Genomic DNA, 18,817 nt, shown 5'->3' with positions numbered 1-18,817 from the left:
CTGGACGGGGCTCTTTGCCGTGCTCCGGGCTGGATAGGCTGGGGGCCTCTCTGACCGAACCTGTGGACCCTGGAGCGGACCATGAACGTTGTGACCCCGGCAGGCGGCGACAGCGTGGCGGCCCGGTCCTGGCCGGCCGTCCTCGAAGCCCTCGTCTCCCGGCAGGACCTCTCCAGCGAGGACACGGCGTGGGCGATGGACCGCATCATGCGGGGCGAGGCCACCGACGCCCAGATCTCGGCCTTCGCCGTGCTCCTGCGGGCCAAGGGCGAGACCGTCGAGGAGTACACCGGCCTGGTCCGGACGATGTACTCCTACGCCAAGCTGATCGAGGTGCCCGGGCGCACGGTGGACATCGTCGGCACCGGCGGCGACGGCGCCAAGACGGTGAACATCTCCACCATGTCCTCGATCGTGGTGGCCGGCACCGGCGCCAAGGTGGTCAAGCACGGCAACCGGGCGGCGTCCTCCGCCTCCGGCTCCTCGGACGTGCTGGAGAAGCTCGGGGTCAACCTCGCGCTGACCCCGGCCCGGGTGGCCGAGGTGGCCGAGGAGGCGGGCATCACCTTCTGCTTCGCCGTGGTCTTCCACCCGGCCCTGCGCTACGCCGCGTCCGCGCGCAAGGACGTCGGTATCCGCACCTCGTTCAACTTCCTCGGGCCGCTGACCAACCCTGCGCGGGTCGGCGCCCAGGCCACCGGGGTCGCGGACGCGCGGATGGCGCCCATCATGGCGGGCGTCCTGGCCGAACGGGGTTCCTCCGCGCTGGTCTTCCGCGGCGACGACGGCCTCGACGAACTGACCACCACGGGCACCTCCCGGGTCTGGTGGGTCCGGGACGGGAAGGTCACCGAGCACCCCTTCGACCCGCGGGACGTCGGCATCGAGCTGATCGACATCTCCGCCCTGCGCGGCGCGGACGCCTCGTACAACGCGGACGTGGCCCGGCGCCTGCTGGCCGGCGAGACCGGCCCGGTCCGGGACGCCGTCCTGCTGAACTCCGCCGCCGCCCTGGTGGCCCTGGACCCCGGTACGGGCTCGCTGGAGGAGCAGATCCGCACCGGCATGGCCAGGGCCGCGGAGTCCATCGACTCGGGGGCGGCCCGCGCGGCGCTGGAGCGATGGGTGAAGGCCACCAACGCCTGACGACGGCACGACCCCGGTCCAGATGCTGGACCGGGGTCGTGCGTTCGGTGGATCTTGTGGCAGGATTCCTGTCAGGTCACGAGTGACAGCGTTCTAGCCCCGGCTTGCTGTCCGGCAACCCTCCGTCCGTGGCGGGGTGCCCCGGGTGATGACCAGGCCGCAGGCAGCGAGGTCTGCGGCAAGCGCGGACCCCTCGAACGCCAGGGGTCCTGGTCCTCGAGGAGCGATCTTTCGTGAGCAAGCGAATGCGATAGGCGCGTAGCGCCCTTTCTTCACCCTCCGCCCGGCCGTCCTGAGGCCCGCGTCGAGGCATTTCCCGTACCTGCTGCACCCGCCGTGCCTGCTGCACCCGCTGTCTCCACCCGGTGCCGGTCGGCCGGCGTCCGCCCGCGCGTACGGGTCGTACGAAGCCATTCCTCCGTCACCCCCGGGAGATCCCGCCATGTCCGCGTACCCGCACACCCCCGCCCCCGCCGCCCCGCCCGCCCCCGCCGCCTCCGCCGAGGACGGCGTCTGCTGTGCCGAGCCGCTCGCGGTGCTCGGCCGCGACGTCACCGTCCCGCTCGTCACCGGCGGCGAGGTGACCTACGCGGCGCTCGACTACGCGGCCAGCGCCCCGGCCCTGCAGCGGGTGTGGGACGACGTGGCGGCCTACGCGCCCTACTACGGCAGCGTGCACCGCGGCGCCGGCTACCTCTCGCAGCTCTCGACCGACCTGTTCGAGCAGAGCCGGGCCACCGTCGCCGAGTTCCTCGGCTGCCGCCCCGAGGACCAGGTCGTCTTCACCCGTTCGACCACGGACTCCCTGAACCTGCTCGCCCAGGCCCTGCCCGCCGGCTGCCAGGTCTTCGTCTTCGAGACCGAGCACCACGCCTCCCTGCTGCCCTGGCGGGACGCCCACGTCACCTACCTCGACGCCCCCCGCACCCCGGCCGAGGCCGTCGCCACCCTGGAGCGGGCGCTCGCCGCCCGCGAGCCCTACGGCGACGCCCTGGTGTGCGTGACCGGCGCCTCGAACGTCACGGGCGAGCTGTGGCCCGTCCGGGAGCTCGCCGCGGCCGCCCACGCGCACGGCGCCCGGATCGTCCTCGACGCCGCCCAGCTCGCTCCGCACCACCCGGTGTCGGTCACCGAACTCGACGTGGACTGGGTGGCCTTCTCCGGCCACAAGCTGTACGCGCCCTTCGGCTCCGGCGTGCTCGCCGGCCGCGCCGACTGGCTCCGGCGCGCCGAGCCGTACCTGGCGGGCGGCGGTGCCTCCCGTACGGTGTCCCGGCGCGCCGACGGCGGCGTGGACGTGGAGTGGCACGCCACGGCGGCCCGCCACGAGGCCGGTTCCCCGAACGTCATCGGGGTCTACGCCATCGCCTCCGCCTGCAAGGCCCTCACCGAGGCCGGCTTCGACTCCCTGGTCGCCCGGGAGCAGGAGCTGATCGCCAAGGTCCGCGCCGGCCTGGCCGAGGTCCCGGCGGTGCGGATCCTCTCCCTGTTCGGGGACGAGGCCCCCCGGGTGGGCGTGATCTCGTTCGTCGTGGACGGCTGGAACAGCTCCCACTTCGCCGCGGCCCTCTCGGCCGAGTACGGCATCGGCGTCCGCGACGGCCTGTTCTGCGCCCACCCGCTGGTGCGCACCCTGCTGGGCAGCGCGCCCCAGGAGCCGGGCGCGTGCGGCGCCCCGGAGCCGGCGGCCCCCGGTGAGCGCAGCCTGAACGCGATCCGCGTCAGCTTCGGCGCCGGCACTCCCGACGAGCACGTGGACCGCTTCGTCCGCGCGGTCCGCGAACTGGTCACCGAGGGCGCCCGCTGGCAGTACCGCACGGAGCAGGGCCGCTGCGTCCCGGCGGTGTGACACCGCCGGGTACGGACGGGAAGGACGGTCAGGCGTCGAGGCCGATGGCGAAGGCGGCTTCCAGGTCGTGCTGGGAGTAGGTGCGGAACGCCACGTGGGTGTCGGTGGCCTCGACGCCGGGGATCTTGCTGATGCTGCCCGGGATGATGTCCGCCAGGTCGTCGTGGCGGGCCACGCGGACCAGGGCGATGAGGTCGTAGGTGCCGGTGACGGAGTAGACCTCGCTGACGTTGTCCAGCGCGGCGATCGACTCGGCGATCTCGGGGATGCGGTCCACGCTGGTCTTGATGAGCACGATCGCGGTGATCACGGCTGGCTGTCTCCCTCGGTGGCCGTCGCTGGTCGCCTCACTCTAGTCGTACGGCGGAAGCGGACCCAGGCGTAGCAGAAGCCGAGCGAGAAGCCGACCAGGTGGGCGAGGTAGGCCACGCCGGGGCCGCTGCCGGCGCGCTGGGCGGCGACCCACTGGAGCGCGAACCAGAACAGCAGCACGATCCAGGCCGGGAAGCGCAGCGGCACGAAGAACAGGAACGGGAGCAGGCTGGTCACCCGGACCCGGGGGAAGAGGCACAGGAACGCGCCCAGCACCGCCGAGACCGCCCCCGAGGCGCCCACCAGGGTCTGGGTGGAGGAGGCGTTGGCCCCCGCGTACGCCGCCAGGGCCAGGCAGCCGGTGGTGACGTAGAAGCCGAGGAACCGGGCCCGGCCCATCCGTTCCTCGGTCATGGTGCCGAAGACGTGCAGGAACAGCATGTTCCCGAGCAGGTGCAGCCAGCTCCCGTGCACGAACAGCGCCGTCAACGGGGTGAGCAGGGCGCGGCCCGAGCCCGAGAACAGTTCGGCGGGCACCACCCCCCACCGGCGGAAGTACTCGGTGCCGGCGACCATGAGCGCGTCGCCGGTGCCGTAGCCGGGATCGAGGCCCGACGCGGGGCCGAGGAGGAAGACCAGGCCGCAGGCGGCGATCAGCGCATGGGTGACCGTGGCCAGCGCCCGGAGGTCCGCGGGTCTTACGATCATGGGACAGAGCATGGCGTAAGCGGAGGGACACGGTCGGTTCGCCTCGCCGGGGGCCCGGAAGCGGGACGGACCGGGACACCGCGGCGCCGTCAGGCCGTAGGGTTACCTGCTGGCCAGCCGTGAAGGCTTTAATTGAAAGCAGATCGAACTGACGGTAGGGGTGACGGATCGTGGAGCCAGCAAGCGGCGCTGAGCCGGCCGACGCCGGCGACGCCGCCGAGGTGCTCGACCGCCCGCTGCCGGAAGGCGTACGGCGCAAGGTCGTCACGCTCGTCTCGGACGCGTTCGGCGGCCTGACCGTCGCGGACCTCCCGGCGCAGCTGCGCCAGTACGCCCGGTTCACCCCCACCCGCCGGGCCAAGTTCGCGGGCAACGCGATGGCCGCGGCCGTCGAGACCGACGCGGTCTTCCGCGGCCGGGTCGCCGACAAGCTCCGCGAGGCCCAGCCGGAACTGACCGCGGCGCTGGAGTCCGGAGCGCCGCCGGCCGCCGCGGACCCGCTGGACGTGGCGGCCGCGGCCTACGTGCTGCGGCCCGCCGGTTGGGTCAAGCTGGTGGCCGCCGCGGGCGAGGAGGCCCAGCGCGCCGACGCCGAGCGGATCGGCGAGGAGAGCCGCCGCGAACTGGAGCGGCTGCGCGAGGAGCTGGCGCACGTACGGGAGCAGCAGCGCTCCGGCGGCGAGCAGTTGCGCACCGAGCTGGAGGCGGCCCGCAAGGAAGCGGAATCGCTTCAGCGCAAGCTGCGCAGCGCCCTCAACGACGTCAAGCGTGGCGAGGCGGCGCTGCGCAAGACCACCGCCGAGATCGACGGGATCAAGGCGGAGGCGGCGGCGCGGGTCGGTGCGGCCGAGAGCGAGAGCCGGCGGCTGAAGTCCCGCCTGGCGGAGACCGAGGCGGCGCTGGAGGCCTCCCGCCGGGCTGCCCGCGAGGGCCGCAGCGTCGAGGACATGCGGCTGCGGCTGCTGCTGGACACCGTGCTGGACGCGGCCCAGGGGCTGCGCCGGGAGCTGGCGCTGCCGCCGGTGTCGACCCGCCCGGCGGACACCGTGGACGCGGTCGAGCCGGGCCGGATGACCCCCAAGGACATCGCCAACCGGGCGCTGTCGGAGACCGATCCGGCGTTGCTGGACCAGCTCCTGGCGCTCCCGCAGGCCCACCTGGTGGTGGACGGCTACAACGTCACCAAGACGGGCTATCCGACGATGCCGCTGGAGAAGCAGCGGCTGCGGCTGCTGGGCGGGCTGTCGATGCTCGCCGCCCAGACGGGCGCGGAGATGACCTGTGTGTTCGACGGGGCGGAGCTGGCCGCGCCGGTGCTGCTCGCGCCGCCGCGCGGGGTGCGGGTGCTGTTCTCCAAGCCGGGGGTGACCGCGGACGAGCTGATCCGCCAGCTGGTGCGCGCCGAGCCGCCGGGCCGGCCGGTGGTGGTGGTCTCCACCGACCGCGAGGTCGCCGACGGCGTGGCCCAGGCCGGGGCCCGGCCGGTGGCGTCCGCCTTGTTGCTGAAGCGGCTTTCGCGCGTCTCGTAACTCCTGTGTGCAATGCCCGAATTGATCGGACGTGTGGGGGACGTAGGGTCAAGTCGCCGCCACGGAGCGTGGACCGGAGGTAAAAACGCTGGTCGCGGCGAGATTTTTTGCCCACCGACATTTGAAGTGATCATGACGGTGTCACTAGGGTCTGGCCACACCTTCGTTCGGCGCTTCACCCGTTCGGGGTGACGGCGGAGGTCCCGTCCGCCGTGCGTGCCCTGCCGGGTGCCCGGCGGCCAGAGGAAGAAGGAGCTCGTCTCCGTGGCGTCCCACCGTCGATCCAAGCAGCCGGCCCGCGCGCGCGTCACCGTCCTCACCGCGACCGCCGCCGCAGCCGTCGCCCTCTCCGCGCAGGGCGCCTCCGCCGCCCCGGCCAAGCCGGGCAAGGACGAGGTCAAGGCGCAGGTGGAGAAGCTCTACGAGGAGGCCGAGCAGGCCACCGAGAAGTTCAACGGGGCCCAGGACCGCCAGGGCACGCTGGAGAAGGAGATCGGCCAGCTCCAGGACCAGGTGGCCCGCGGCCAGTCGGAACTCAACGAGCTGCGCTCGGTGCTCGGTTCGATGGCCAGCGCCCAGTACCGCAGCGGGGCCCTCGACCCCTCGCTCGCCCTGCTGCTGTCCGACGACCCCGACGACTACCTCGCCAAGGCCGCCATGATGCAGCAGCTGAGCGGCCGCCAGGTGGACGCCGTCCAGCGGATCCAGGCCAAGCAGCGCACCCTCGCGCAGCAGCGGCAGCAGGCCTCGGTCAAGCTCGCCGACCTCGCCGCGACCCGCAAGGAGCTCGCCGAGAAGAAGAAGGCCTCCCAGGACAAGCTCGCCGAGGCCCAGCGGCTGCTGAACACCCTCACCGCGCAGGAACGGGCCCAGCTCAAGGACGAGGAGACCCGGGCCAGCCGCGCCGACGGCCAGCGCGTCGACCTCGGCAACGAGAAGGGCTCCGGCCGCGCCGCCGCCGCGCTGGCCGCCGCCAAGACCAAGGTGGGCAGCGCCTACATCTCCGGCGCCGAGGGCCCCAGCGCCTTCGACTGCTCGGGCCTGACCCAGTGGGCGTACCGGCAGGCCGGTGTCTCCATCTCCCGCACCACCTGGACCCAGGCGAACGACGGCACGCGCATCGGCCGCAGCCAGCTCCAGCCCGGTGACCTGGTGCTGTTCTACGGGGATCTGCACCACGTCGCCCTCTACGCGGGCAACGGCATGGTGCTGCACGCCTCCAATCCGCGCGGCGGCGTCAAGTACGAGTCGATCAACAACATGCCGTTCCAGTTCGGCGTGCGCATCTGAGCTCCGGGGAGCAGGCGAGCGGTCAGCGGGGGAGCGCGGGGGACGAAGGTCCGCGTGTCCCCCGTCCGGATCCCCGCGCGGGGCGCGCCGCACACCGCCCATCCGGGGGAATTGCGCGGACCGTCCACGACCGAACGCCCCGCCGATGACCTGCGTCTGAGGCCGGGTGTGCCGGTGCGCGCCCCTACGGAGGTCGTTGGTCGGCCCCCCGTCGCGCGGCTACTGTCTGCCCGCGCGGTCCCCGGCAGGCGGTCCTCCACCCCGGGCGGACCCGGGCGCCGCGCAGCGGAAGGGAGCGGCGTCACGTGGCATCCCATCGCAGGCTCGCGGCGGCGGGCCTGGGCCTCGAACGGACCGGCAGGGCCACGGTCCTGACCGCCGCGGCGGCCACCGCGGCCGCCGCCATGACGGCGGTCCCCGCCGTCGCCGCCCCGGCCGCACCGGCGGACCCGCCCTCCGGCGCCCGGGCCCAGGTCGACCGGCTCTTCGAGGAGGCCGAGCAGGCGACCGAGGCCTTCAACAAGGCGGGGGAGCGGGCCGCGAAGCTGCGCGACGAGGTGCGCCGGGCCCAGGACTCGGTCGCCCGCGGCCAGGACCGGATCAACGCCATGCGCGGGGTGCTCGGCGCCTTCGCCGGGGCGCAGTACCGCTCCGGCGGGCTCGACCCGGCCGTCCAGCTCATGCTCTCCGAGGACCCGGACGCCTACCTCGACCAGGCCGCCACCCTCAACCGGCTCACCGAGCGCCAGACCCTGCGGCTGGCCGAACTGCGCGCCGAGCAGCGCCGGCTGGGCCAGCAGCGCCAGGAGGCCTCCCGCAAGCTCGCCGAGCTCGACGTGCTCCGCTCCGACGTGGCCGCGCACAAGCGGGTCGTCACCGCCAAGCTGGCCGCCGCCCGGCGGCTGCTGAACGCGATGCCCACCGAGGAGCGGGCCGCCTTCGAACGGGCCTCCCGCTCGGGCGGCCGCCCCGGCGGCCTGCCCGAGCTGCCCGGGCCCGACGCCGCCGTCCCCGTCTCCGGCCGGGCGGCCGCGGCCGTCGCGGCGGCCCGGTCGGCCGTCGGCCGGCCGTACGTGTGGGGCGCCACCGGCCCCTCGGGCTTCGACTGCTCCGGGCTGATGGTGTGGTCCTACCGGCACGCCGGGGTCGCCCTGCCGCGCACCTCCCAGGCCCAGCGGCACGCCGGCCACCAGGTCCCGCTGTCCCAGGCCCGGCCCGGGGACCTGGTCACCTACCGGTCCGACGCCAGCCACGTCGGCATGTACGTCGGCAACGGCCAGGTCGTGCACGCGCCGTACCCCGGGGCGCGGGTGCGCTACGACCCGGTCGGCATGATGCCCGTGTCGGCGGTCACCCGGCCCTGAGACCGCCGCCGGCCGCTGCCGGCCGCCGCGGCGCGGCGGCGCGCGGCCGTACCATCGCCTGATGGTCCGGGCCCGGCTGTCCTGCGTACGGCTGCTGCTCGCGGCGCTGCTGTGCGCCGCGGCGGTGGCCGGCTGCGCCGTGCCCGCCGCCCCGCCCGCCGACGCCGGGCCGGCCGTGCGCCGCGCGGTGGCCGACTGGGCGGCGTCCCCGGCCGGGCGGCCGGCCGGGATCCCGCTGGAGGAGTGGTCGTACGAGGTCACGTCGGTCCGGCGGAGCGGCCCGGGCGCGGTGGCGGCGGCCCGGCTGCGCTACCGGCTGGCCGGCTACGACGCCGTACCGGACGGCGGCGCCCGTGCGCTCGACCTGGCCGAGGACGGCGGCCGGTGGCGGGTGACCGCCGACCGGCCCGCGCCGGGCGCCCCCGCCCAGCCGTGGGACCAGGGGCCGGTCACCGTGGTGCGCGGGGCGCACGCCCTGGTGCTGGGCACCGGGCAGGACCGCCCGCTGCTGGAGGCCGTCGCCGAGCTCGCCGACCGTGCCGTCCCCGACGTCTCGGCGGCCTGGCCGGGCCCGTGGCCGGGCCGGGTGGTGGTGCTGGTGCCGGGCTCGCTGGAGGCCATGGCGGCGCTGCTGGGCCGGCCGGCCGCGGAGTTCCGGGGCCTGGCGGCGGTCACCACCGCCAAGGTCGGCGGTGGCGCGGCCCCCGCCGACCGGGTGGTGGTCAACCCGGAGGGCTGGGCCCAGCTCTCCCCGGACGGACGGCGGATCGTGCTCACCCACGAGGTCACCCATGTCGCCACCCGGATCGCGACCACCGCGCGGACCCCGCTGTGGCTGTCGGAGGGCTTCGCGGACTGGGCGGCGTACCGGGGCGGCGACCGGCCGCCGGCCGCGGCCGCGCCGGCGCTGGCCCGGGAGGTCCGCGGGGGCCGGGTCCCGGCCGCACTGCCCGCCGACGCGGAGTTCTCCGCGACCGGAGCCGACCCGGACGCCCTGGCCCGGGCCTACGAGGGCGCCTGGCTGGCCTGCCGGAGCATCGCCGCCCGCTGGGGCGACGCGGCACTGGTCCGGCTGTACGGGGCGGCGGGCGGCCAGGACCTGCCCGCGGCGGTGTCCCGGACCCTGCACACGGACCTGCCCGACCTGCTCCACACCTGGCATACGGCCCTGCGCACCGACCTGGGGCCGCCGGGAGCCTAGGCCGGTCCTCCGACCGGTCGTCCCGGTCCTGCCGGGCCGGGGCGGCCGCGGGCGGGTCCGTGCCAGGGGCGTCGGGTACTGTCGGCTGACGATGCACAAGACGCTGATCGTCACCAACGACTTCCCCCCGCGCCCCGGCGGGATCCAGGCCTTCCTGCACAACATGGCGCTGCGGCTGGACCCCGACCGGGTCGTCGTCTACGCCTCCACCTGGAAGCACGGTGCGCAGGGCCGCGAGGCCACGGCCGCGTTCGACGCCGAGCAGCCGTTCACGGTGGTGCGGGACCGTACGACCATGCTGCTGCCGACCCCGCGGGTGACCCGCCGGGCGGTGGAGCTGCTGCGGGAGCACGGCTGCGAGTCGGTGTGGTTCGGCGCGGCGGCGCCGCTCGGGCTGATGGCCCCGGCGCTGCGGCGGGCCGGCGCGCGCCGGCTGGTGGCGACCACGCACGGGCACGAGGCGGGATGGGCCCAGCTGCCCGCCGCGCGGCAGCTGCTGCGGCGGATCGGCGAGGGCACGGACACGCTGACGTACCTCGGCGAGTACACCCGCAGCCGGATCGCCTCGGCGCTGACCCCGGCCGCGGCGGCCCGGATGGTGCAGCTGCCGCCCGGCGTGGACGAGAAGACCTTCCACCCCGGCTCGGGCGGCGAGGAGGTCCGGGCCCGGCTCGGGCTCGCCGACCGGCCGGTCGTGGTGTGCGTGTCGCGGCTGGTGCCGCGCAAGGGCCAGGACACGCTGATCCTGGCGATGCCGCGGATCCTGGCGGAGGTCCCGGACGCGGCGCTGCTGATCGTGGGCGGCGGCCCGTACGAGGCGGAGCTGCGCAAGCTGGCCGCGCAGACCGGTGTGAGGGACTCGGTCGTCTTCACGGGCGCGGTCCCCTGGGCGGAGCTGCCCGCGCACTACGGCGCCGGTGACGTCTTCGCCATGCCGTGCCGGACCCGGCGCGGCGGCCTGGACGTGGAGGGTCTGGGCATCGTCTACCTGGAGGCCTCCGCGACCGGCCTGCCGGTGGTGGCGGGCGACTCCGGCGGCGCCCCGGACGCCGTCCTGGACGGCGAGACGGGCTGGGTGGTCCGCGGCGGCTCCCCGGAGGACTCCGCCGACCGCATCACCGCCCTCCTCCAGGACCCGTCCCTGCGCGCCCGCATGGGCGAACGCGGCCGGGCCTGGGTCGAGGAGAAATGGCGCTGGGACCTCCTGGCCGAGCACCTGCGCACCCTGCTCTGACTCCGCCGCGCGGCGGCCCGCGCCCCGCGCGACCGGCGTACGCTCGTCTGACTGTCACTCAGATGTCTGTCAACACCGCATCTGGGCGGACGGCTGGATTCCGCCCATCATGCGCGCATGACACCTCACCTGACGCGCCGTCACCTCCTGGGTCTCGGCGCCCTGCAGACCGCCGCCGCTCTGGGGTTCACCCGGATCGGCCTGGACTCGGCCCGAGCCGCCGAGCCGCCCGCCGTCGACTACAGCCCGGCCGTGGTCGTCGGCTCCGGGTACGGGGCCGCCGTGGCGGCGCTCCGGCTCGGGCAGGCCGGGGTGCGGACGACCGTCGTCGAGATGGGCCGGCTGTGGGACACCGCCGGGTCCGACGGCAAGGTCTTCCCCTCCACCAGCGCCCCCGACCAGCGCTCCATGTGGTTCCGCACCCGCACCGAGGCCCCGCTCGCCACCTTCCTCTGGCTGGACGTCGTCAACCGTGACATCAGCCCGTACCCCGGCGTCCTGGACCGGGTGAACTTCGGCGACATGTCCGTCTACGTCGGCCGCGGCGTCGGCGGCGGCTCCCTCGTCAACGGGGGCATGGCGCCCACGCCCCGCCGCTCGTACTTCTCCGAGGTGCTCCCCGAGGTCGACGCCGACGAGATGTACGGCACCTACTTCCCCCGCGCCCGCCAGATGCTCGGCGTCAACGACATCGACCCGGCCTGGTTCGAGTCCACCGAGTGGTACCGCTTCGCCCGGATCTCCCGCAAGCACGCCCGGAACACCGGCCTGCGGACCACGTTCGTGCCCAACGTCTACGACTTCGGCTACATGCAGCGCGAAGCCGCCGGACAGGTGCCCAGGTCGGCCCTGGCCGGGGAGGTCATCTACGGGAACAACCACGGCAAGCGCAGCCTCGACAGGAGCTACCTCGCCGCCGCCCTCGGCACCGGCAACGTCACCATCGAGACCCTGCAACGGGTGGTCGCCGTACGGCGCGAGCCCGACGGGCGGTACGTGCTCACCGTCCGCCGCATCGACCTGGCCGGGCGGGTCGTCGGCACCCGGGAACTGGCCTGCCGCCAGCTCTTCCTCGGCGCCGGCAGCCTCGGCACCACCGAGATCCTGCTGCGCGCCCGCGAGACCGGCGCCCTGCCCGACCTCAGTCCCGCCGTCGGCACCGGCTGGGGGACCAACGGCAACGTCATGACCGCCCGGGCCAACCACCTCTGGGACACCGTCGGCGCCCACCAGGCCACCATGCCGGCCCTCGGCATCGACGACTGGGACAACGCCGCGAACCCGGTGTTCGCCGAGATCGCCCCCCTGCCCATGGGCATCGAGCACTGGGTGAGCATGTACCTGGCCATCACCAAGAACCCCGAGCGGGGCACGTTCACGTACGACCCGGCCACCGACTCGGCCCGGCTGAACTGGCACATCAGCCAGAACCAGCCGGCGGTGGCCGCCGCCAAGCAGCTCTTCGACCGGATCAACCGGTGCAACGTGACGATCTACCGCTACGACCTGTTCGGCGGCAACAAGCCCTTCGCCGACACCTTCACCTACCACCCGCTGGGCGGGTGCGTGCTCGGCAGGGCCACCGACACCTACGGGCGCGCCAAGGGCTACCCGGGGCTGTACGTGGTCGACGGCTCGCTGGTGCCGGGCTCGCTCGGGGTGAACCCGTTCGTCACCATCACCGCGCTCGCCGAGCGCACCATGGCCCGGATCCTCGCCGAGGACCCCAGGTGAGCGGAGGCTAGCCCCGGTACAGCGCCTCGATCTCGTCCGCGAAGTCCTTCGCCACCACGTTCCGCTTGAGCTTGAGCGAGGGCGTGATGTGGCCGGACTCCTCCGTGAACTGGGAGCCCAGAATGCGGAACTTCCGCACCGATTCCGCCTTCGACACCGCCGCGTTGCCGTCGTCCACGGCCTTCTGGACGGCTGCCAGCAGCTCCGGGTCCTCGCGCAGCGCCGCCGCCGTCGCACCGGCCGGCTTGCCGTTCTCCTGCGCCCACCGGCCGAGGAACTCCTCGTCCAGCGTCACCAGCGCCGCCACGAACGGCCGGCCGTCGCCGACCACCATGCACTCGGCGACCAGCGCGTGGGCCCGGATCCGGTCCTCGATCACCGCGGGGGCGACGTTCTTGCCGCCCGCGGTGACGATCAGCTCCTTCTTGCGGCCGGTGATGGCCAGGTAGCCGTCCTCGTCGAGGGTGCCCACGTCACCGGTGTGGAACCAGCCGTCCGACAGCGCCTCGGCGGTCGCGGTCTCGTTCTGCCAGTAGCCCTGGAAGACGTGCTCGCCGTGCAGCAGCACCTCGCCGTCGTCCGCGATCCGCACCACGGACCCCGGCAGCGGCTGGCCGACCGTGCCGATCTTCTGCCGGTCCCACGGGTTGAAGGCGGTGGCCGCGCACGACTCCGTCAGGCCGTAGCCCTCCAGCACGGTGAAGCCGATGCCGCGGAAGAAGTGGCCGAGCCGCTCGCCCAGCGGCGCGCCGCCGGAGATCGCGTACTCGCCACGCCCGCCGAGCACCGCGTGCAGCTTGCTGTAGACCAGCTTCGAGAAGATCTTGTGCTTCAGCCGCAGCCCGAACGACGGACCGCCCGGGGCGTCCAGCGCCCGGCTGTAGGCGATCGCGGTCTCGGCCGCCATGTCGAAGATCCTGCCCTTGCCGTCGGCCTGCGCCTTGGCCCGCGCCGAGTTGTAGACCTTCTCGAACACCCGCGGGACGCCGAGGATCAGCGTGGGACGGAACGAGGCCAGTTCGTCGGTGAGGTTCTTGATGTCCGGGACGCAGCCCAGCCGGATCGGCGCCAGCACCGAGGCCACCTCGACCAGGCGGCCGAAGACGTGCGCCGCCGGGAGGAAGAGCAGCACCGAGCACTCGCCGGTCCGGAACAGCGGCTTCAGCCGCTCCACGACGTTGCCGCACTCGGCGAAGAAGTTGCGGTGGGTCAGCACACAGCCCTTGGGACGGCCCGTGGTGCCCGAGGTGTAGACGATCGTGGCCGGGTCGTCGGCGTTGGCGAGCGCGCTGCGCTCGTCCACCTCGGCGTCCGTGACGGCCTCGCCGGCCGCCCGCAGCGCCGCGATCCCGCCCTGCTCGATCTCCCAGACCTCGCGCAGCTCGGGCAGCGACTCCCGCAGGGAGGCCACCGCCGCGCCGTGCCCGGGGCTCTCGACGATCGCGGCGACCGCGCCGGAGTCGCTGAGGATCCACTGGATCTGCTCGGGGGAGGAGGTCTCGTAGACCGGCACGGTGACCGCGCCGGCGCTCCAGATCGCGAAGTCGACGAGCACCCACTCGTAGCGGGTCCGCGAGATCAGCGCGACCCGGTCGCCCGGCCGCACGCCGGCCGCGATCAGGCCCTTGGCCGCGGCCCGGACCTCCGCCAGGAACTCGGTCGCGGTCACGTCCTGCCAGGCGCCGTCGACCTTGCGGGCCATGACGGCGGCGTCCGGATGCTGCGCGGCATTGCGGCGGATGAGATCCGTCAGGTTCCCGTCCGACGGGACCTCGTACAGGGCCGGAAGGCTGAACTCGCGCAAGACTGCTGCTCCTCTGGGGCGCCATCGCCACGGTGCGGACCGACCGGACGTTACCCACCGGTAGACGGTTCCCGATAGAGGGAACCGGCCAGATGTTCCGTGCGTCACATGACGCGTCCGTAGCGCATCGACACTAGTTCACCCCCTCCATGACTCGGAAGTAACCGCAGGTCCGTGGCCTACGCCCGGCTCTGGCCCGGCCGACGCCGCTCTCCTAGGGTGAGCCGCATGGGTGGTACGAAAACCGGCACGCGAAGCCGGACCAGGGTCCACGTCGTCAGCGACGTCCACGGCAACACCGAGGCCCTCGCCCGGGCCGGGGAGGGCGCCGACGCCCTGATCTGCCTCGGCGACCTGGTCCTCTTCCTCGACTACGCCGACCACGCGCGCGGCATCTTCCCCGACCTGTTCGGCGTCGAGAACGCCGACCAGATCGTCGAGCTGCGCACCGCGCGCCGGTTCGCCGAGGCGCGCGAGTTCGGCCGGCGGCTGTGGGACGGCCTGGACCGCGAGCGGATGATCGAGGACGCGGTACGCCGGCAGTACGCCGAGATGTTCGCCGCCTTCCCCACCCCCACCTACGCCACCTACGGCAATGTCGACATCCCGAAGCTGTGGCCCGAGTACGCAGGGGACGGGACCACCGTCCTGGACGGCGAGCGGATCGAGATCGGCGGCCGCGTCTTCGGCTTCGTCGGCGGCGGCCTCCCCTCGCCCATGCGCACCCCCTACGAGGTCGACGAGGAGGAGTACGCGGCCAAGGTCGAGGCCCTCGGCGAGGTCGACGTGCTGTGCTCGCACATCCCGCCGGAGGTCCCCGAGCTCTGCTACGACACCGTCGCCCGCCGCTTCGAGCGCGGCAGCTCCGCCCTGCTCGCCGCCATCCACCGCACCCGGCCCCGGTACGCCCTGTTCGGGCACGTCCACCAGCCGCTCGCCCGGCGGATGCGGATCGCCGGGACCGAGTGCGTGAACGTCGGACACTTCGCGGCGACCGGAAGCCCCTGGGCCCTGGAGTGGTGAGGTCCGCACGCACGGTAGCCTGCACGCGGCGGCCGCGAGGATCCGCCCTTCCTCGCCGAACACACCCCGGAGGAGCCACCGCGATGGCGGAACACACCAGCTCGACCATCATGATCGACGCGGCCCCGGCCGCGGTCATGGCCGTGATCGCCGACTTCGCCCGCTACCCCGAGTGGACCGGCGAGGTGAAGGAGGCCGAGGTGCTGGCCACCGACGCCCAGGGCCGCGCCGAGAAGGTCCGCCTGCTGCTGGACGCCGGCGCGATCCGCGACGACCACACCCTCGCCTACACCTGGAAGGGCTCCGACGAGGTCAGCTGGACCCTCGCCACCTCCCAGATGCTGCGCCAGCTCGACGGCTCCTACCGGCTCGCCCCGGTGGACGGCGGCACCCGCACCGAGGTCACCTACCAGCTGACCGTCGACGTCAAGATCCCCATGCTCGGCATGATCAAGCGCAAGGCCGAGAAGGTCATCATCGACCGGGCGCTGGCCGGCCTGAAGAAGCGCGTCGAGTCGGTCTGACCGCCGATCTCCCGGACCCCACCCCCCACCCCACGGCCTGCCTCATGCACACCCTCCTCGTGACCGGCCCCGGCGGCGCCGGGCGCACCACCGTGGCCGCCGCCACCGCCCTGGCCGCGGCCCGCTCCGGGCAGCGGGTCCTGCTCCTGTCCGGCGACCCCGGTGACCCGCTCGGCGCGCTGCTCGGCGTCCCCGCGGTCCCCGCCGGCCAGGCCGTGACGGTGGCCGAGGGGCTCACCGCGGTCCCGGCCGGCCCGGACGGGCCCTGGGTGGCGCGGATCGAGGCGGGCGAGGAGTTCCGCACGGAACTGACCGCCCTCCAGGACCGCGGCACCACCGTCCTCGGCCTGCTCGGCGCCCGCCCGCTGGGCCGCGACGAGCTGACCGAACTGCCCGGCGCCGAACAGTTCGCCCTGCTGCGCGCCCTGCGCCGGGCCGCCACCGCCCCCGGGTTCGACCTGGTCGTGGTGGACCTGCCGGCCGCGCACCAGGCGCTGTCCGCCCTCGCCCTGCCCGCCCAGCTCCGCCGCTACCTCGCCCGGCTGCTGCCCGCCGAACGGCAGGCCGCCCGCGCGCTGCGCCCCGTACTGGCCCAGCTCGCCGGGGTGCCGATGCCCGCCCAGTGGCTCTACGAGGCCGCCGCGCGCTGGGACGTGGAGCTGGCCGCCGTCCAGGCCGTCGTCGAGGCCCCCACCACCGCCGTCCGGCTGGTCGCCGAACCCGGCCCGGCCGGGCACGACGCCCTGCGGCTGGCCCGGCTCGGGCTCGCCCTGCACCAGGTCCCCGTCGAGTCCGTCGTCGCCAACCGCCTGCTGCCCGCCGACTCCGCCGATCCGTGGCTGGCCGGGCTCGCCGCCCACCAGGCCGACTACCTCGACCGGTGGCCCGGCGCCCGCACCCTGCCCCACCTGGGCCGGGCCCCGCAGGGCCGGGACGACCTCGCGCTGCTCGACCCGGGCGCCCCCGCCGCGGCGGCCCCGGCCCGCCCGGAGTGGCCCGTCGAGGACCGGCTCGCCGAGGACGGGGTGCTGGTGTGGAGGGTGCCGCTGCCCGGCGCCGAGAAGCCGGACCTGGACCTGGTCCGGCGCGGGGACGAGCTGCTGCTGACGGCCGGGCCGTACCGCAGGATCGTTCCGCTGCCGTCCGCCCTGCGCCGCTGCACCGTCTCCGGGGCCGCCCTCCAGGACGACGAGCTGCGCATCCGGTTCACCCCCGACCCCGCCCTGTGGCCCCGTGGTGCCCGTACCCCCTGAACGCCGTGCGCCCGTTCGGGTAACGTCGAAGGTGACCCGCCCCGCACCACCGCTCCAGGAGAGGCCGCCATGAGCGAGGCCACCGACCGTCCCTTCGACGACGACGCCTGGGCCGACGCCTGTGCCGAGGACCTTGCCGCCGAGCAGGAGCGCCGCCGGGCCCGGACGCAGGGGGCGTCCGGGGGCGGTACCGGGACCGCCGCCGAGGAACTGTTCAAGCTCTTCGGGGCCGTCGCGGACAAGGTCGCGGAGCTGAACAATCCGCTGCTCGGGGCCGCCGCGCAGGGCGCCGTACGGCAGTTCGTCAACCAGGCGAAGAGCGCCGCCAAGCCCGTCATCGAGCGCAATCCCGAGGTCTTCGACCACCTCGCCGCGGCCGGCTCCGAGCTGCTGGCCGCCTACCGTTCGGCCGTCGCCGGCCACGAACGCCGCTGGACCGGCGGCGGACCGGCCGGTTCCGGCGGGGCCGCCGGGCCGGAGCCGCGGTCCGGGCCCGACGGGCCCGCGTCGGGCGACGCCCGGGACCCGAGGGACGACGACGGCGGTCCGGGGCCCTCGGAGCGCATCGACCTCGACTGAACCGCCTCCGCCCTCGGGTACCGTTGGCCGTGGCGGGGTTCGACCGAAACCGAGGGACTAATGGGACTCACCATCGGCGTCGACATCGGCGGCACGAAGATCGCGGCCGGCGTGGTCGACGAAGAGGGCACCATCCTTGAGACGTACAAGGTGCCCACCCCGCCGACCGCGGACGGCGTCACGGAGGCGATCTGCTCCGCCGTCTCCGAAGTCGGCAAGAACCACAGCATCGAGGCCGTGGGCATCGGCGCGGCCGGCTACGTGGACGACAAGCGCGCCACCGTGCTGTTCGCGCCGAACATCAACTGGCGGCACGAGCCGCTCAAGGACAAGGTCGAGCAGCGCATCGGCCTCCCCGTGGTCGTCGAGAACGACGCCAACGCGGCCGCCTGGGGCGAGTACCGCTTCGGTGCCGGGCAGGGCCACGAGGACGTCATCTGCATCACGCTCGGCACCGGCCTGGGCGGCGGCATCATCATCGGCAACAAGCTGCGGCGCGGACGGTTCGGCGTGGCCGCCGAGTTCGGCCACATCCGGGTGGTGCCCGACGGGCTGCTGTGCGGCTGCGGCAGCCAGGGCTGCTGGGAGCAGTACGCCTCCGGCCGGGCGCTGGTCCGCTACGCCAAGCAGCGGGCCAATGCCACGCCGGAGCGGGCCCAGGTGCTGCTCGGGCTCGGTGACGGGACCGTGGACGGCATCGAGGGCAAGCACATCAGCCAGGCCGCTCGCGCCGGCGACCCCGTGGCGATCGACTCCTTCCGGGAGCTGGCCCGCTGGGCCGGAGCCGGTCTGGCGGACCTGGCCTCGCTGTTCGACCCGTCCGCGTTCATCGTCGGCGGTGGGGTGTCGGACGAGGGCGAACTGGTCCTGGACCCCATCCGCAAGTCGTTCCGGCGCTGGCTGATCGGGGGCCAGTGGCGGCCCCACGCCCAGGTCCTCGCCGCCCAGCTCGGCGGCAAGGCGGGCTTGGTCGGCGCCGCCGACCTGGCCCGCCAAGGCTAGGGCCAGGCCCTGAACCCGTAGCGGCCCGGCCACGGCAGGGGCCCACCCCGTACGGCGCGGGGCCCCCGCCGCCGGTACCCCCTCGCCCCGTCGGGGGCGCGGGTTCCGTCCCCGTACGGGGCGGTGGGTTCTGTTGTGTCCGGACCGTCCGCGGTCGGTGGTCGCTCGCGCCGTTCCCCGCGCCCCTTTTCGGTCGGGCTTCGCCCCTGCCAGGGGCGAAGCCCGACCGAAAAGGGGCGCGGGGGACTGCGCGGCCGGCCAGGGG

Annotated in this window: 16 protein-coding genes and 1 riboswitch; of the genes, 13 read left to right on the top strand and 3 right to left on the bottom strand. The window is 74.3% G+C overall.

What is annotated here, in order from left to right:
* Positions 1 to 81: 81 nt before the first annotated feature.
* Together trpD and EF918_RS03615 are read left to right on the top strand one after the other, a co-directional pair.
* Positions 82 to 1,146: an anthranilate phosphoribosyltransferase gene (trpD, locus tag EF918_RS03625; RefSeq protein ID WP_125640492.1), complete on the top strand. Its 1,065-nt coding sequence runs from the start codon at positions 82 to 84 to the stop codon at positions 1,144 to 1,146.
* A 74-nt stretch (positions 1,147 to 1,220) separates the two neighbouring features.
* A riboswitch (SAM riboswitch) is annotated at positions 1,221 to 1,337 on the top strand.
* A 251-nt stretch (positions 1,338 to 1,588) separates the two neighbouring features.
* Positions 1,589 to 2,995 (top strand): aminotransferase class V-fold PLP-dependent enzyme, encoded by a 1,407-nt coding sequence (locus tag EF918_RS03615; protein WP_260609735.1) that lies wholly within the window; start codon positions 1,589 to 1,591, stop codon positions 2,993 to 2,995.
* A 28-nt stretch (positions 2,996 to 3,023) separates the two neighbouring features.
* On the opposite strand, the gene EF918_RS03610 is transcribed toward EF918_RS03615, so the two are convergent.
* Positions 3,024 to 3,305, bottom strand: coding sequence for an Lrp/AsnC ligand binding domain-containing protein (locus EF918_RS03610; protein ID WP_125640485.1), 282 nt, complete (start codon positions 3,303 to 3,305; stop codon positions 3,024 to 3,026).
* Entirely contained in the window at positions 3,302 to 4,027 is a 726-nt protein-coding gene (locus EF918_RS03605) for a rhomboid family intramembrane serine protease (RefSeq protein WP_125640482.1), read from the bottom strand. Before EF918_RS03605 ends, EF918_RS03610 begins: the two co-directional genes overlap by 4 nt.
* A gap of 155 nt (positions 4,028 to 4,182) precedes the next feature.
* On the opposite strand from EF918_RS03605, the gene EF918_RS03600 reads away from it, so the two are divergent.
* From EF918_RS03600 to EF918_RS03575, 6 genes are all read left to right on the top strand, one after another.
* The gene (locus EF918_RS03600; RefSeq protein ID WP_125640479.1) at positions 4,183 to 5,544 is read left to right on the top strand and encodes an NYN domain-containing protein; all 1,362 of its coding nucleotides are present in this window, start codon (positions 4,183 to 4,185) and stop codon (positions 5,542 to 5,544) included.
* Positions 5,545 to 5,808: 264 nt separating this feature from the next.
* Complete coding sequence (locus EF918_RS03595) at positions 5,809 to 6,834, top strand: C40 family peptidase (protein WP_125640476.1); 1,026 nt, start codon at positions 5,809 to 5,811, stop codon at positions 6,832 to 6,834.
* Positions 6,835 to 7,139: 305 nt separating this feature from the next.
* Positions 7,140 to 8,198 (top strand): NlpC/P60 family protein, encoded by a 1,059-nt coding sequence (locus tag EF918_RS03590; protein ID WP_125640473.1) that lies wholly within the window; start codon positions 7,140 to 7,142, stop codon positions 8,196 to 8,198.
* 61 nt (positions 8,199 to 8,259) lie between these two features.
* Positions 8,260 to 9,399: a hypothetical protein gene (locus EF918_RS03585; RefSeq protein ID WP_125640470.1), complete on the top strand. Its 1,140-nt coding sequence runs from the start codon at positions 8,260 to 8,262 to the stop codon at positions 9,397 to 9,399.
* 91 nt (positions 9,400 to 9,490) lie between these two features.
* A complete protein-coding gene (locus EF918_RS03580; protein ID WP_125640466.1) occupies positions 9,491 to 10,633 on the top strand; it encodes a glycosyltransferase family 4 protein in 1,143 nt (380 codons plus the stop codon).
* Positions 10,634 to 10,750: 117 nt separating this feature from the next.
* Positions 10,751 to 12,367 (top strand): GMC oxidoreductase, encoded by a 1,617-nt coding sequence (locus EF918_RS03575; protein ID WP_125640463.1) that lies wholly within the window; start codon positions 10,751 to 10,753, stop codon positions 12,365 to 12,367.
* A 7-nt stretch (positions 12,368 to 12,374) separates the two neighbouring features.
* Here EF918_RS03575 and EF918_RS03570 read toward each other — a convergent pair whose 3' ends face one another.
* Entirely contained in the window at positions 12,375 to 14,171 is a 1,797-nt protein-coding gene (locus EF918_RS03570) for a long-chain fatty acid--CoA ligase (RefSeq protein ID WP_125640460.1), read from the bottom strand.
* A 228-nt stretch (positions 14,172 to 14,399) separates the two neighbouring features.
* Between EF918_RS03570 and EF918_RS03565 the strand changes: the two genes are divergently transcribed.
* From EF918_RS03565 to EF918_RS03545, 5 genes are all read left to right on the top strand, one after another.
* A complete protein-coding gene (locus EF918_RS03565; protein WP_125640457.1) occupies positions 14,400 to 15,194 on the top strand; it encodes a metallophosphoesterase in 795 nt (264 codons plus the stop codon).
* Positions 15,195 to 15,277: 83 nt separating this feature from the next.
* Positions 15,278 to 15,718 (top strand): SRPBCC family protein, encoded by a 441-nt coding sequence (locus tag EF918_RS03560; RefSeq protein ID WP_125640453.1) that lies wholly within the window; start codon positions 15,278 to 15,280, stop codon positions 15,716 to 15,718.
* Positions 15,719 to 15,762: 44 nt separating this feature from the next.
* Positions 15,763 to 16,971: an ArsA family ATPase gene (locus EF918_RS03555; protein ID WP_125640450.1), complete on the top strand. Its 1,209-nt coding sequence runs from the start codon at positions 15,763 to 15,765 to the stop codon at positions 16,969 to 16,971.
* Positions 16,972 to 17,040: 69 nt separating this feature from the next.
* Positions 17,041 to 17,550: a DUF5304 domain-containing protein gene (locus EF918_RS03550; RefSeq protein ID WP_125640446.1), complete on the top strand. Its 510-nt coding sequence runs from the start codon at positions 17,041 to 17,043 to the stop codon at positions 17,548 to 17,550.
* Between the two features lie 60 nt (positions 17,551 to 17,610).
* Positions 17,611 to 18,552, top strand: a complete 942-nt coding sequence (locus EF918_RS03545) for an ROK family glucokinase (RefSeq protein WP_125640443.1) — start codon at positions 17,611 to 17,613, stop codon at positions 18,550 to 18,552.
* The last annotated feature ends 265 nt before the right edge of the window (positions 18,553 to 18,817 follow it).

This window comes from Streptomyces sp. WAC06614 (assembly GCF_003949795.1).
GTDB lineage: Bacteria > Actinomycetota > Actinomycetes > Streptomycetales > Streptomycetaceae > Streptomyces.
The sequence above is the reverse complement of the archived record's forward strand: the minus strand, read 5'-3'. Positions and strand labels throughout refer to the sequence as shown.